Consider the following 14637-nt stretch of genomic DNA (forward strand, 5'->3'; position numbering starts at 1 on the left):
CAGTTAGTTTGTTCAGGGTCACTTCACACGCTTTTCAGGAGTACCCGTAAGGGCACTCTCTACATCTCTTTCAGCTGACGCGCTTTCAGCACCTTCAGGGTGTGGCGGGCAATCATCAGCTCCTCATTGGTATTTATAATGTTGATCTCAACCGCTCCCTCTTCATGGGATATGACCGCCGCATGCTCCCGGTTTTTGGCCTCATCTATCCTGATGCCGAGAAATTCCAGCCCGGCAGAGAGGCGGGAGCGGATTTCAGCTGAATTTTCACCTATCCCTCCGCTGAATATGAGCCTGTCAACCCCTCCCAGCACAGCGGCAAGTGAACCCAGAGATTTGCGGGCCTGGTAACAGAAGAGCTCAACAGCCTCACGTGCGGCGCTGTCAGCCTCTTCTGCATTGAGCAGTTCGCGCATATCATCCGTCCGGCCGGAGATACCGAGCAGTCCGGAGCGCCGGGTCACCAACTCCTTGATTTCGGCAGGAGTCATGCGACCCTGCTCAAGCAGAAACAAAATCACTCCGGGGTCCAGGTCACCGGTACGGGTACTCATCACGAGCCCTCCCGCCGGAGAAAAGCCCATTGTGGTCTCTATGCTCCGGCCATCCCTGACGGCAACCATGCTTGCGCCGTGCCCCAGATGGGCCATAATAATTCGACCCTCCAGCTTCCCCGGAGAAGCCTGCTTCAGAAGCTCTCCGAGGATGTATTCATAGGAGAGTCCATGAAAGCCGTAGCGCCTAACCCCTGCGGAGCGGACGGATTGCGGCAGGGCATAGAGCTTTGCCACAGAGGGCATTGTTGCGTGAAAGGAGGTGTCGAAACAGGCGACCTGCAGCGTGCCGGGAAAAAGCTTTTCAAGATGGCGCAAAGCCTTCAATGCAGGAGGGAGGTGCTCCGGCGCAAACGGCGAGAGCTCCTCAAGCGAGGCGATGAGCTGCCTGGTAACCACCTGTGGTTCCGAGAAAAGGGGGCCCCCGTGAACCATGCGATGACCGATGGCATCAGGCCGGAGAGCTGCGAAGTACGAAGTCAGACGGGAGAACACAAATTCACATGCTGCCACATGATCCTCAACCGATGCACTTTCGCTCGCCAGAGAGCGACCCCCTCCATCAAAAAGCGAGTAGCTCCCTCCGGAGCTGCCGATGCGTGTCAGTGAACCCGAAAAAATCACACGCGACTCTTCACCGACCTCATAGAGGGCAAACTTGATACTGGATGACCCGGTATTGAAAGCCAGAATTCGGTTGTTCAATTGCATAGATGTCAGTGAAAAGATACGGCAGGGTTGACTCCCTCCATCTTATTTTATACGACCTGAACGACGGGCATCAGACACTAAAACCGCCAGTGCGCAGGAGAGAATCCGGGTGCGCTGACTGTCTGCCCTGCTGGTAAGAATGATCGGAACACGCGCGCCCATGACAATTCCGGCTGCATCCGCACGGTTGATGAACGTAATCTGTTTTGCCAGGATGTTGCCTGCTTCAATATCGGGAGCGAGCAGAATATCCGGATCGCCGGCAACGTCGGAAACAATACCTTTTTCCAGAGCGGCCTCTCTGCTGACAGCGTTGTCGAGAGCAAGCGGCCCGTCAATAATGCAGCCGATGATTTGTTTGCGTTCAGCCATCTTGCAGAGTGCGGCAGCGTCCAGTGTCGCCTGCATTTTCGGATTCACGAGTTCAACAGCGGCCAGAACCGCTATTTTAGGCAGCCGGTGTTCATCAGTCAGTGCCAGCCAGACATCAGCAGCATTGCGGCAGATATCCGCCTTGGCAAGAAGGTCCGGCGCAATATTGACTACAGCATCGGTAATGATCAGCCATTTATGATAGCCGGCCGTATCCATAACATACGAGTGCGAGAGTCTCCTTCCGGTTCGCAGGCCTGACGTTGAAGCCACAACAGGATAAAGCATCTCTTCGGTATGCAGGGAGCCCTTCATGATTGCATCAACCGTGCCGGCAGCGGCTAATTCAACCGCCTTCTGGGCTGCTGCATGACTGTGCTTGACATCAACAAGCTGCCAGGCGGAGATATCAATACCGGCTCTTTCGGCAACGTCGCGAACGCGGCCAAGAGGGCCTACCAGAACCGGGGTAATGAGGTTTTCCTGCTCGGCAGTCACAATCGAGCTGAGAACCAGCTCATCGACCGGATGGACAACTGCTGTAATGACCGGAGGCAATTCCTCGCAGGCCTTCAGTACTGCATGATAGCGGTCATGGGAGTGAACCTGTATTTCAGGCGGTTCATCACTTGCAAACATATGAAGCGTATCGGTCATGAATTATCCTTTGGTTCCTTATAAAAAAAGCTCAGCGATCCCCTGTAAGAGGCCTGAAACAGCCCCGGAGGAGCCACGCCCGCACCTTACAAGGGCGACGGAACATGCAGTTTCACCCAGGCAACATACCTGTCCATCCAGCTCTGCAGGAACTGTCGGCTCCCCTCCCCGATATCACCCTTTTGATCAAAGAGGCCATCTTTCTGCTGAATGAAGGCTTCAGGCTGAGCGAGCACTGCCACATCGAGAGCCGCCAGAATGTTGCGCAGATGCTGCTGCGCCATTGCCGTACCGGCTGCACTGGGAGAGACACCAAGAATGCCGGCAGGTTTACCTGACCATGCATTTTGCCCGGAGGGGCGCGAAGCGTGATCAAGGGCGTTTTTAAGCACACCGGGAATGGAGCGGTTGTACTCGGGAGTCACAAAGATAAGAGCATGGGCCTCACGTATCCTGCTTTTGAAGCGCAGAACGGATTCCGCCTGCCGGGCATCATCGTCCTGATTGTAAAGCGGCAGTTCACCGATTTTGACATCGCTGAACGAGAACTCCCCGGGCGCCAGCCTGACGAGCGCATTGGCCAGCTGACGGTTGAAGGAGTCCTTTCTGAGGCTTCCGACAATAATCGCAATTCTGTATTCTTTCATGGTCCTCTTCATTTTAAAAGTTATCCGCCAACAGAGACCGAGAGCATGGAGAGTGAACCTCCCTCAATCCCTTCGACCGGAAAGCCGGGCGGTTCATCTTCACGCTGTAAACCCAGCAGATAGAGCAGCGGCAGAAAGTGCTCGGGTGTCGGAACCGACAGCCGGGCATCCTCACCCATTTTCCGGTAGTCAACAAGCTCACGCCCCCGCCCTTCGATAATGAGTTTGCGTGCTTCATGTTCAAATCTGAGAGCCCACTCACAGGGGGGTACCGACTCATCGCCCCAGGCATAGGCGGCAAGGTTATGGACAATATTGCCGCTGCAGAGAATGAGTACCCCCTCTTCACGCAGTGGCTGAAGGCGTCTCCCGGTTTCAAAATGAAATTCGGGGTTCATGGAGGCATCGATACTGAGCTGGACGACGGGAATGTCACCATCGGGAAAAATATGAGCGAGCAGAGACCAGGTGCCATGATCCAGCCCGCGCTGCTCATCGAGACGCACCGCAACCGGCAGAAGAAACTGCTGAACCCTCCGGGCAAGTCCGGGACTCCCCGGAGCAGGGTATGTTACGCTGTAGAGTTCGGCCGGAAATCCTCCGAAATCGTGCATGGTTTCGGGATGAGGGCTGGCTGTCACCGCACTTTCGGGCAGGTACCAGTGCGCCGATATGGCCAGAATTGCCCCGGGTCGGGGTATGGTTTGGCCATATCGGCGCCAGCTTTCGCTGTATCTGTTTGATTGCATCGCATTCATCGGACTTCCATGTCCGAAAAAAACAGCCGGCATCACCATACTCATAGCCTTCGCCTCTTGTTTTCATGATCTGCTGTCTATTACAACACGAAACAGCCCGCATAGATTCCTCTCATTCGCAAGAGGATGTGTAATGGAACAAACAAAGAGCGGACGCTGAGAGTTGCCGCTGACAGAACGCTTCCCTCATGCTTTCAATAATCAGATTATATATTCCTGCCTGCCGGCACTTGTTAAGCAGATTAATGGTTATAGCAGAGTGTGAGCAACCTGTAACCAATGATCCATGCATCACTTTTTGAACGATATATCCATGGTGTTCGCCGGAGAGGCGGGACAGGGTCTTCAGACCGTGACGGAAACTCTTCTCCGCATTCTTGCAAAAAGCGGCTACAACGTCTTCTCGTGCACAGAGTACATGTCACGAATCCGTGGAGGGTGCAATACCACGGAGATCCGGATAACAGACAAAAAGCAACGCGCCTATCTGGAACGCATCGATATGCTTTTTGCCCTCTCCCCGCTTGCTGTCGAACACCTGAAAAGCCGGATCAACAGCGGGACACTGATATTTGCTGAAAAATCGCAGTTCGCTGAAAGATGGGATGAGCGCTACATTGATACCCCCTTCAGGAGGTTTGCCGTTGAAACCGGCAGCCCTGTTTTTTCAAATACGGTCGCCGCAGGAACAGTATTCGGCATGATCGGCCTGCCGTTTGAACGCTTTACCGACTACCTCGGTGAACAGTTTGCTGCAAAGGGTGAAGATACCGTTTCGAAAAACTGCATGGCGGCAAAGCTCGGTTACGATTTCGGACGCCTGATTGCTGCTGACAAAGCAATTCTTCTTCCTTCACCGGCCCTGACCGGGAGCTCCGGACGTCTGCTCATGGACGGCAATTCAGCACTCGGTATCGGCGCAATCGCTGCCGGCTGCAATTTTATAAGCTCCTACCCGATGTCTCCCGGAACAGGGCTCCTTACTTTTCTTGCAGCCAGATCGAAAGCATTCGGCATCGTAGTCGATCAGGCTGAGGATGAAATTGCCGCTGTCAATGCCGGTATTGGCGCCTCCTACTGCGGCGCAAGGGCGATTGTGACAACTTCAGGCGGCGGCTTTGACCTGATGCAGGAGGGTGTGAGCCTTGCCGGCATGATCGAGACACCGATTGTTATCCATATCGCTCAGCGGCCCGGACCGGCCACTGGCCTGCCGACCCGGACGGAGCAGGGCGACCTCAACCTTGCACTGCATGCCGGTCACGGCGATTTCGCAAGAGCCATCCTTGCACCCGGCACGCTTGAGGAACTTGCTGAATCCATGCAGCATGCCTTCACGCTTGCCCACTGCTTCCAGATTCCCGTGTTTGTGCTGACCGACCAGTACCTGCTCGACGCTGTCACCACTATTGAGCGCAGGGATATTAAACGGCTCCCCGCTGAAACAGCAGTCATAAAAACCGGGGCCGGCTACCAACGTTTTCTCTTCACCGACGACGGCCTGAGTCCTCGCGGTGTTCCTGGCTATGGCGATGGTCTGGTTCGGGTTGATTCCGATGAGCATGATGAAAACGGCCTCATTACGGAGAGCTTTGAAATGAGAGCAAGAATGGTTGAAAAGCGGCTGAAACGAATGAAACCGCTCGCTGAAGCGGCCCTGATGCCCTCAATTATCGGCAGCATCAAAGAGGCTGATGTTGTGGTGATTGCCTGGGGCTCCAACCGGGGAGTCCTTGAAGAGGCGATTGAAATACTCGGAAACAAACGAGTTGCCGGTATCCATTTTTCGCAGCTCTTTCCGCTCAATCCGGATGTAAAATCACTGCTTGAAAAGAGAGCACTCGTGGTTATGGAAAACAATGCTGCCGGTCAGTTTGCCGATCTTCTCTCTCTTCAGACAGGCCTGAGCATTGCGCACCGGATAGTTAAAACCACGGGCGAACCGTTCAGTGTGGAAGAGGTTGCAGAAGCTTTGAGCGCCTTTAAAGAGTCAAAACGAGCCCGACCATGAAGAAAACACCGACCCTCTTTGATATGCCCCTGACTGCTGATGTCGCATGGTGTCCGGGGTGCGGAAACTACATGCTGCAGAGTGCCGTAAAGGCGGCCCTGCATGAGCTCGCCATTGACCCGAGCAACCTGGTGATGGTCTCAGGGATTGGCCAGGCAGCCAAAGCTCCCCAATATCTCAACGTCAATATGTTCAACGGCCTTCACGGGCGCTCGCTTCCCGCTGCACTCGGCATAAAGCTGTCGAACAGAAACCTTGTTGTTGTGGTGGAATCGGGGGACGGCGATATGTATGGAGAGGGCGGCAACCATTTTATCCACGCCATACGCAGAAATATTGACATCACCGTCATTGTCCACAACAATATGGTCTACGGTCTGACGAAGGGCCAGGCATCTCCGACTTCGCAGCGGGGCATGACCACCCCGGTTCAGGTTGACGGCGTCATGCTTGAGCCCTTCAACCCGCTCGCCGTAGCGCTTGCGCTCAACGCGCCTTTCATTGCAAGGGCCTATGCCGGGGATGTTGAAGAGACAAAAAAAATGATCATGCAGGCAATTTCGTTCAGGGGATTTTCAATTGTTGACGTTTTCCAGCCCTGCGTCATATTCAATAAAGTGAACACCTACCAGTGGTTCAGGGAGAATACCGTCTACCTGCCGGAGAGTCACGACGCCACAGACCGTACTGCCGCATTCGGGCTGGCGACTGCAGCGGGCAAACTTCCGCTGGGAGTTCTCTTCCGGAGTGACGGGCGGGAGATTTATGAAGAGCTGATCGGCGTCGGAGCGACCCGCTCTATCAGCGAAAACCGCCTGACGATAACGCTGTTCATGCCCTGATTGACGCTTATTGCTGTTGAGCAACTGAATGGGAAGCTGAAAAAACGATTTCCCGCCCGCCCTGCAAGTCAGCGTTTCAAAGAGCCGGTTCAGAAAAAATCAGCCTCTGCTCCGGGCCCGGCTATAAGAAGCACTCAATTTTTTGCTATACTGCCTGCTGTCGAAAATAACCGGATCCCCCCTCCTCTTATGCCCATCAAGTATGCAAGACGCCTGTCGGGGCGCAAACGATCGACGGAAACAAACCGTCATCTCGGCTTCGCACTCGCCTTTGTGGCCGGAGCAACCAATGCCGGTGCCTATCTTGCCGTGAAACTCTACACCTCGCACATGACCGGCATGGTCTCATCAATGGCCGACAACATTATTCTCGGCAACAGTGATCTTGCGCTCGGTGCTTTCGGCGGAGTATCCTCCTTTCTGGCCGGTGCTGCAACGACCGCCGTCATGGTCAACTTTGCCCGGCGGCGGCACCTGCACAGCGAGTTCGCTTTTCCACTCCTGCTTGAAGCGCTTCTCCTGCTCTCTTTCGGCCTGCTTGGCGCTCAGCTCTCCACCATCAACGGCGTATTTGTACCGGTTACGGTGATGCTGCTCTGCTTCATGATGGGGCTGCAGAATGCCGTTATCACCAAACTCTCGAATGCGGTGATTCGAACCACCCACCTGACCGGCATTATTACCGATATGGGCATTGAACTCGGCAAACTCTTTTACTGGAACCGCCACACCCTTGAGGCAGAGGAGGATGTTGTGGCTGACCGGGACCGGCTGAGGGTGCTTGCGACGCTGACGCTCTCCTTCTTTGGCGGGGGACTTTTTGGCGCTCTCGGCTTCAAGGCGATAGGCTATGCGCTGACTGTCCCTCTTGCACTCCTCCTTGTCCTGCTCGCCGTCGTACCGGCAATAGACGATCTTCGAGGCTACCTGAACAGAGTGGCACGAAAAAGGGCCGCAAGTAGGCTGGATTGACAAGGGGTCGGCATCAAGGGAACTCTTGAGAACCGCGGGTGTTTAAGTACTATGCAGCTTGCCGGAATTTCACCTCTCCCGGCCCAACAGATGGTAAAGCTCTACCCTTATGAAGCTCATCTTTGTCTACAATACCGACAGCAACCCGCTCAGCTCTCTTATCGACCTGGGCCACAAGATACTCAGCCCCGAAACCTACGATTGCAGTCTCTGCAAACTGACCCATGGCCCGTTTACCGAAAAGGATGCCTGGAAAGCGTTCCGCATCTCGATCGGTGTTCCGGTGGAGTTCCTGCACCGCGATGAATTTGAAAAAAAATATAGTCGCAGCTTTGAATACCCGCTCATTCTGAAAAAGAGCGACAGTTTCGAGATTCTGCTCTCCAAAAAAGAGATTGACCGGCTCGGCGATCTTGAGGCACTTATTGCGGCAGTAAAAAAAGAGCTTCCGCCAAAGGCGTGAGGAGAGTAGAGCGCTCAGGGCTGCTCTTTATAGTTGCAGAGAGTCCGCTTCAAATCCAAGCACAATGGAGTTTATGGAAAAACGGCGGCCCATGGGGGGAGGGCCGTCATGGAAAAGGTGACCGAGGTGGGCGCCGCAGCGACCACAGAGTATTTCCATCTCCATTGAGCTCTCTTTGCGATACCGGACACTGTTCGAGCGCACGGTTTTAAAAAAACTCGGCCAGCCGGATGAACTGGAGAACTTGGCCTCCGAGCGGAAGAGGGTGTTGCCGCACAGGGCGCAGAAGTAGGTTCCGCACTCTTCATTATCCCAGTACTTTCCTGTAAATGGCTGCTCGGTAGCTCCTTTTCGCGCAACCTCATAAAGTGCCCCGGAGAGCAACTCTTTCCACTCAGCATCCGGTACATTAAGTTTGGATGTATCACTTCGGGAGAAGTAGGATTTGACGGTTTGAGTCTTCCGGGTCATGGTTTCGCATTTTTCAGTGACTGTTGGCGATGGCGCTCCGTTTCACAAGCCAATCCTTGCCGCCTCTCCATAAACACAGGAAAGATAAGAACCGTTCGTTTTATATGCATGCGGGAACGTGAAATAAGGCCTTTACAAAAAAGGTTGTTCGTCAGAAAATCTCATTGTTTATCCGGCTGACGATTCAGCGCTGCATGAATCAATTCAAGCAGCCGCGCTTTGTTCACCGGCTTGGTGATAAAGGAATTACACCCGGCATCCTCCGCTTTTCCCCTCTCCGATTCTGAGGTAAAGGCACTCTGCATAATAACCGGCAACCCGGGCCGAAGCTGCTTGATCAGCCTGGTCGCATCAAAACCGTTCATGACCGGCATTTTGATATCCATTAACACAAGCCTGATCTCCGGATGCTCTTTTACAAGCTCCACCGCATCCAGTCCGTTACCGGCGGAAATGATCGTTATGCTTTCGGCTTGGAGTGTTTTCTCAAGCAGAATGCTGCTGACGGCATCATCTTCAGCTATAAGAATGGTCATTCCGGGCAAGGAATCATGGTTGGGCTTGACTGCAGCAGGCTGAACATCAGTTTCCACAAAACCGGCAGGATTGTATGGCAGGGTGAATATAAACTCGCTCCCCTTTCCTTCTGTAGATTTGACCGAGATGAGGCCTCCAAGCATCTCAATATATGCCTGGGAAATGCTCAGACCGAGACCTGCACCCTCATAGTTACGGGTCAGGGAGTTGTCCGCCTGGCGGAACCGTTCAAAAATCTTCGTCTGCATATCAGGCGATATTCCGATACCGGAATCAGCGACATAAAACTCCAGCGTATTTTTGTTGCGGGCATAACCAAAGTCAATATGCCCCTCTCTGGTGAATTTCAGGGCATTCTGCAGCAGATTCGTCAGGATTTGCGTAAGCTTGGTGCTGTCTGTCTCAATGACACTTTCACTGTCTGACAACCCGGTGGTACAGCTCAGACGCAACCCTTTCTGCTCTGCAAGGGGCTTGAAAAAGGCATGGAGATCCCGGAGAGTAGTGTTGACCGGCGTCCTGCTGATCTTCACGTTGGTCTTGCCGGCTTCGATCCGGGAAATATCAATGATGTCATTGATGAGATAAAGCAGGCGCTGACAGCTCTGGTCAATAAGATCAATATAGAGCGACTGCTCCTCTTTTGACAGATCAGGATCTTTCAGTATCTCTGAAAGGCCGACAATGCCATTCATCGGGGTGCGAATCTCATGGCTGATATTGGCAAGAAAAGCTGTTTTAAGCCGGTCACTCTCCTCCGCATGCTCTTTGGCCGCAATCAACTCGCTCCACAGTTTTTTCTTTTCAGTAATATCCTCCTTGATCGCCACAAAATTGGTGATAACACCCTCTTCATTCAGAACCGGCGAGATCACGGCCGACTCCCAGTAAAACTCTCCGTTTTTGCGCCTGTTGTACATTTCCCCTTTCCACACACCGCCGGCAAGAATCGTTCCCCAGAGCTCTTCGTATACCGACTGCTGCATGGTTCCTGACTGAAGAATACGGGGATTCTTGCCGATTACCTCCTCCTGGCTGTAACCGGAGGCAATGGTAAATGCCGGGTTAACATATTCGATATCTCCCTTCAGATCGGTAATAACCACAATGGCATGGCTCTGCTGCATGGCAACGCTCAGTTTTTGCAGCTCCCGCTCCGCCGCTCTGCGCTCCGTTACGTCATGCACAATAGCGTAAAGCAGCTCCCTGCCTCCAACATTGATATTGGAGCTGAACACCTCAACATCACGAAGGGAACCATCCGCCCGGCGGTGTTGAAAAGGAAACTGATTTTTTTCCGACACACGGTCCTGCTCCAGAAGGTGTTTCAACTCCTCTTCAGGATGAGTGTCGACCTCCCGGATATGCTTGCGGCAAAGTTCATCAATTGACCACCCGTAAAAAGCTGCGGCTGCATGATTGGCATCAATAATATTGCCTGTAAGAGGATCAAGAACCAGTTTGACGGCGGAATGCTCGTCAAACAGCTTCCTTAAACGCTCCTCGCTGTTGTGAAGCGCCTCATCTTCCTTCATCTTGTGCTCGGTGACGTCGGTACCGACTCCGATAAGAAAAGGCTTCTCCTTGATAAAAACTCTCTTTCCGGACAACTGAAACCATCTGAAGCGAGGCCCTCCCTGAATAAGAACTCTCACTACATCGCTCTCCTCAACACCGCTCTTCATGATATTAGCCATTTTCTCTCCGACCTTTGAGCGGTCATCGGGATGAATGGCATCAATGGCCGTGAAAGAGGCCATTGCAGCATCCGGTCTGCCGACAACAACATCCCGCTGATAGGCATTCCATGCAGCATAATGCCATTCGGCATCAAGCATATAGAAGGCACCTGGCACCGCCTCTTTAAGCGCACCAAAAAGAGTCTGCGTCGTCTCCGCATCCCTTTCGGCTCTCTTCAGATCGGTTATATCCTGCGCAACAATATAGAGCTGTGACGTCCTGCCATCAAGGCCGGCAATCGGGTATAAGGTATTGCGATAACAATGGCCCTCCTGCTCATCTTCATAAATCATCCTCCGGCCGGTACAAAACACCTCCTCTGCTTTTATCCTCCGGGTTGCTGCCAGTTCAGGCGGAAAAAAATCATATGCATTTATGTTAATGCACGCAGGCACCTCTTTGTGATATACTCTGGCAAAAGCCTGATTGGCGTCAAGAATGGTCCCTTCCCGGTCCATAATAAACGCCGGTTCATCTACGGCATCAAAAACGGCATTGAGTGTGCTTTCGCGCTGTTGTGCATTGCGCTCCTTCTCCTCTCCCTTATGAGTACTGTTCTGCATAGAAAATTTCAATGGCGTGTTAACTCCCGGCTGAACCGGCAGAAACTCTTCAGCATGTGACCATCAGAAGAGCATCTGCCTGAGTCACTACTGAAGCAAAATAGGAAGAGTTTTCAGCTTTTTCATGATAAATCCCCTCACCTGTCCCTACGGCCATGTTTTTCGATTTTTCCGGCCCATCTGGCCAGTGACTTGTCATCCATGCTCTCCCAGGCTTCAATTACATCGCCGAGATAGTGGTTTATGAAGGCGCACTCAATATCGGATTTTTCACTTGAAAAGGAGTATTCATCAAGAGCCGCATCATCTTTCGGCTGAAAAGCCCAGTACTGCACAGCAGGTTTGCCATTGTTGAAAAGAAAGAGTTTCTCATCAGGGTCAAGGTCGCTGTTATCCTGGAGCGTATCACATTCGGTGGCAATCCCGGCGATCAAAGTGCAATGTTTTTCACTGTACTCAATCGGGCCGAGGATTGGATCATATACACGGCAATCCACCGTAATCAGCCCCTTTGCGGTAACAATGAAAAGCGTATGGCCCAGCCGCCAGTAGCCGCCATCAAGAAGGGCCGGTTGTTGAATTGCGTGCAGACGTTGCAGCAGAGAGGCTCTCTCCATCGGATAATCTCCGGGGTTTCTTTGTGAACAGATAACGATATACCCTAAAATACAATATTGAAAAGATGCATACCACCGCCCCGGTTGCAATTTCCTTCCCCGTTTTGCAAATGGATAAGTCCATCCGCTTTCCCCTTTATAATGATTCTGAATTTTGTATTTTGCAGTAGTATTCGATGGATTCCGGATTCCTGATCCGGAATTTCTGACAACCAGGATACTCTCTTTTCCGGCTGACAGAGCTCCTGCTTGTTAATTTCAGGATTAATCGCTGCCAATGAATCTGGCCAGACTCACAGCCATAACCGGAAGCGTTACGCTCCTGCTTCTCAGCCAGCTTTTTGCATTGCAGGGCTCTGCTTTTGCTGAAAACTCGCTCACCGTCCAGACAAAAGTTACCGTCAACATCTCGGAATCGTTAATCGAGTACCTCAACAAGCTCAGAAAAAAGAGCGCTCTGAAGAACAACAACCCTGCTTCAGCAACGGTTTCGAAGCCCTCACCTGCCGATACTACGTCCGTATCTGCTCAATAAGAAAGCAGTTATCTCTGTCAGGGGTGAAAGAAAAATAATGTGACCAGTCAATTGCCTGTCATGAAAACATCGCGCATAAAATCCGCTGCGGAAAACCGCCCGAAGAGGCTTCCGCTCGCTCTTCTCCTCATCTTGATCATTGTTCAGGGATTGATGGCTTTACGGCTCACTGCCACAGAAAAAGTTGTTATTCCGAAGGACATACAACTTGCCACCCTGCAGCTCGACGATGTCAAAAACATTGAAAAACGTGTTTTAAAGGAAAAATCACCTGAAATAAAAGTTATTCGAACGGTAAACCGGCTATGGCAACTGGAGTTGCCGGACGAGCACCTCCCGGCAATCACGACCCAATACATCGTTACCGGCACGAACGGAAAGGCGGATGTATTCTCAAGTATCAACGATCCTTCATCTTCAGTAAAAATAGAGATCAAACCCAAAGGCATACGTTCAAAAGAGTATGTCAACAACCACTGGCTGATGTCGGAAAGTGTCGATATTATCATCTATCCCCTTGCTGCGACCAGCAAGGGCGCATACAAAGGGATCATTAAAACAATCATCTCATTTGCCCAGATTTAACACGCAATCCACGCTCCCGTCATTCACTCACTTTGATTGCAACCTTTTAAACTGAAAGTTGATTTCCTTTTCATAAGTCCGCCCTGAGTGCACCGGCAGGAAGGGACAAACGGATTAATAAATAAAAAAAAGGATCGCTTTCATGAAGTACATGATATGGATCGTCCTGCTTCTGGTCACGGGCGTTTTTTTCGGCAGATCGCTCCATGCATATCATATCTACAGCTTGTTTATCTCGCCACAAATGTTTGAGCTGCATCTTGGCTCTGAACCGATCAATGAATCCATACAGCTTACAAACAACAGTGAAACCCCTTTCACTCTGCAAGCAACTGTCCGGAACTGGACAATAGATGAACAGAACAACCTCGCCATACTCCCCTCTGATCCCCAGTCGCTCGATCAGGTGATCACGGTTACTCCCGAAAACATCACGGTTGAACCCGGAAAAGAGCAGGTGATCCATTTTACATTGAAACCCGATCCGGCATACGAAGCCGGTGAACACCGGGCTATTATTTTTTTGACCGAGACCTCACCCTCAAAAAGCATGGAGGGAGTCGAAATCACCTTCCGACAGGGCATCGGGATCTATGGCTATTCCGGAGCTGTGCGGCGTGCTGCCAGGTTAAAAAGCCTGAAGCTTGACCGCACCTCAGGTATCCTGAATATCGAAATTGAAAACCGGGGAAATGTCCACACAAGGTTTGACGGAGACTATGCGATCTGGAAAAAAGGGTCGTTTCCGGGGCTGAAATCTCTGCCCGCTTCCCTTGAATGGCCGCATAGCAATAAAAAGCCGGCAGGGTTCATCACTTCAGGCAGCCTGAACAGAACACCGGTACTTGCCGGAACCAGCCGAACCATAAAAACACTGCTTCCGGTTGCTGCTGTTCCAACCGGATACACCGTTATTGTAACCGGCACCATTGATGGCGAAAAGGTTGAAAAGATTTTCCGCTGAACAATACTCTACCATGTACCACTGCGCCTGACAGCAATAAACACGCTGCAATCCTGTCGCGGACCTCATTGAACTCCTTTTTGTGCTTAACCTTTACGAAGAGCGTGCACACCCGCACAGAAAGCGAGAGAGAAAAAAAACAGTGTCAGCTCCTCAAAGGGGAAATTCTGCATCTCCGATCAGGGAATCAAAGTCCACCGGAAAAGATGGTTCGACCTGATTGAAGCGATCACGTCCCTCCGGCATGGCATGAACCCCTTCGGGGAAGGCGTTATGGAGCAGCATATACTCCAGCAGGTAATTGGTCAACCGGTAATAACCGCAAGGTTTGGTTGAGGTTGATCCCGGCATTTGATTTGCCGGCTTTCCCTCGGCCCACCCCTCAACAATCTGCTCAACCAGCGCCTCATACCTCTTCTGTTTCTGCATAGGGATCTCTTCTGTTTTTGATTGTATTAAGCTCACAGCCTGACCGGTCAAAAATAATCCAATGATCTGCTGAATCATAAAAAAAGGTATAAAAATCCAAAGCCCCCCTCTCAATTCAAAGGGAAGAGTATCGTTTTATAATACTCAAGATGAGACGGTTGATGAGTTTATGCCTCAGCAATAAGCAGGAATGGATCGCTCGCGAGGGA

15 protein-coding genes are annotated in these 14637 nt (G+C 51.8%); 7 read left to right on the forward strand and 8 right to left on the reverse strand.

Features of this window, described 5'->3' with window-relative positions; translation table 11 throughout:
* Positions 1 to 59: 59 nt before the first annotated feature.
* The 4 genes from CFERDRAFT_RS06230 to ygiD form a co-directional block, all read right to left on the reverse strand.
* Complete coding sequence (locus CFERDRAFT_RS06230; RefSeq protein ID WP_006366363.1) at positions 60 to 1265, reverse strand: acetate/propionate family kinase; 1206 nt, start codon at positions 1263 to 1265, stop codon at positions 60 to 62.
* 42 nt (positions 1266 to 1307) lie between these two features.
* Positions 1308 to 2294 (reverse strand): phosphate acetyltransferase, encoded by a 987-nt coding sequence (locus CFERDRAFT_RS06235; protein WP_006366364.1) that lies wholly within the window; start codon positions 2292 to 2294, stop codon positions 1308 to 1310.
* 86 nt (positions 2295 to 2380) lie between these two features.
* The gene (locus CFERDRAFT_RS06240; RefSeq protein ID WP_040433332.1) at positions 2381 to 2941 is read right to left on the reverse strand and encodes an NADPH-dependent FMN reductase; all 561 of its coding nucleotides are present in this window, start codon (positions 2939 to 2941) and stop codon (positions 2381 to 2383) included.
* A gap of 20 nt (positions 2942 to 2961) precedes the next feature.
* A complete protein-coding gene (ygiD, locus tag CFERDRAFT_RS06245; RefSeq protein ID WP_006366366.1) occupies positions 2962 to 3744 on the reverse strand; it encodes a 4,5-DOPA-extradiol-dioxygenase in 783 nt (260 codons plus the stop codon).
* A gap of 241 nt (positions 3745 to 3985) precedes the next feature.
* Between ygiD and CFERDRAFT_RS06250 the strand changes: the two genes are divergently transcribed.
* The 4 genes from CFERDRAFT_RS06250 to CFERDRAFT_RS06265 all read left to right on the forward strand — a co-directional run bounded on the left by CFERDRAFT_RS06250 (position 3986) and on the right by CFERDRAFT_RS06265 (position 7987).
* On the forward strand, positions 3986 to 5710 hold the full coding sequence (locus CFERDRAFT_RS06250; RefSeq protein ID WP_006366367.1) for a 2-oxoacid:acceptor oxidoreductase subunit alpha: 1725 nt from the start codon (positions 3986 to 3988) through the stop codon (positions 5708 to 5710).
* On the forward strand, positions 5707 to 6552 hold the full coding sequence (locus CFERDRAFT_RS06255; RefSeq protein ID WP_006366368.1) for a thiamine pyrophosphate-dependent enzyme: 846 nt from the start codon (positions 5707 to 5709) through the stop codon (positions 6550 to 6552). Before CFERDRAFT_RS06250 ends, CFERDRAFT_RS06255 begins: the two co-directional genes overlap by 4 nt.
* Before the next feature lie 189 nt (positions 6553 to 6741).
* Positions 6742 to 7524, forward strand: a complete 783-nt coding sequence (locus CFERDRAFT_RS06260) for a YoaK family protein (RefSeq protein ID WP_006366369.1) — start codon at positions 6742 to 6744, stop codon at positions 7522 to 7524.
* Between the two features lie 109 nt (positions 7525 to 7633).
* On the forward strand, positions 7634 to 7987 hold the full coding sequence (locus CFERDRAFT_RS06265) for a hypothetical protein (protein ID WP_006366370.1): 354 nt from the start codon (positions 7634 to 7636) through the stop codon (positions 7985 to 7987).
* 27 nt (positions 7988 to 8014) lie between these two features.
* Here CFERDRAFT_RS06265 and msrB read toward each other — a convergent pair whose 3' ends face one another.
* From msrB to CFERDRAFT_RS06280, 3 genes are all read right to left on the reverse strand, one after another.
* Complete coding sequence (msrB, locus tag CFERDRAFT_RS06270) at positions 8015 to 8458, reverse strand: peptide-methionine (R)-S-oxide reductase MsrB (protein ID WP_006366371.1); 444 nt, start codon at positions 8456 to 8458, stop codon at positions 8015 to 8017.
* Positions 8459 to 8619: 161 nt separating this feature from the next.
* Entirely contained in the window at positions 8620 to 11298 is a 2679-nt protein-coding gene (locus CFERDRAFT_RS06275; RefSeq protein WP_006366372.1) for a hybrid sensor histidine kinase/response regulator, read from the reverse strand.
* Positions 11299 to 11435: 137 nt separating this feature from the next.
* Positions 11436 to 11915 carry a hypothetical protein gene (locus CFERDRAFT_RS06280; RefSeq protein WP_006366373.1) on the reverse strand — a complete coding sequence of 160 codons (480 nt, stop codon included), beginning with the start codon at positions 11913 to 11915 and terminating at the stop codon, positions 11436 to 11438.
* 277 nt (positions 11916 to 12192) lie between these two features.
* Here CFERDRAFT_RS06280 and CFERDRAFT_RS06290 point away from each other — a divergent pair, with 277 nt between their 5' ends.
* The 3 genes from CFERDRAFT_RS06290 to CFERDRAFT_RS06300 all read left to right on the forward strand — a co-directional run bounded on the left by CFERDRAFT_RS06290 (position 12193) and on the right by CFERDRAFT_RS06300 (position 13999).
* The gene (locus CFERDRAFT_RS06290) at positions 12193 to 12450 is read left to right on the forward strand and encodes a hypothetical protein (RefSeq protein ID WP_006366401.1); all 258 of its coding nucleotides are present in this window, start codon (positions 12193 to 12195) and stop codon (positions 12448 to 12450) included.
* Between the two features lie 60 nt (positions 12451 to 12510).
* Positions 12511 to 13035: a hypothetical protein gene (locus tag CFERDRAFT_RS06295; protein ID WP_040433336.1), complete on the forward strand. Its 525-nt coding sequence runs from the start codon at positions 12511 to 12513 to the stop codon at positions 13033 to 13035.
* Positions 13036 to 13177: 142 nt separating this feature from the next.
* Positions 13178 to 13999, forward strand: a complete 822-nt coding sequence (locus CFERDRAFT_RS06300) for a fimbrial biogenesis chaperone (protein ID WP_006366375.1) — start codon at positions 13178 to 13180, stop codon at positions 13997 to 13999.
* A gap of 153 nt (positions 14000 to 14152) precedes the next feature.
* Here CFERDRAFT_RS06300 and CFERDRAFT_RS06305 read toward each other — a convergent pair whose 3' ends face one another.
* Complete coding sequence (locus tag CFERDRAFT_RS06305; protein WP_040433338.1) at positions 14153 to 14428, reverse strand: hypothetical protein; 276 nt, start codon at positions 14426 to 14428, stop codon at positions 14153 to 14155.
* Positions 14429 to 14637: the final 209 nt, after the last annotated feature.

The organism is Chlorobium ferrooxidans DSM 13031 (assembly GCF_000168715.1).
Classification (GTDB): Bacteria; Bacteroidota; Chlorobiia; order Chlorobiales; family Chlorobiaceae; genus Chlorobium; species Chlorobium ferrooxidans.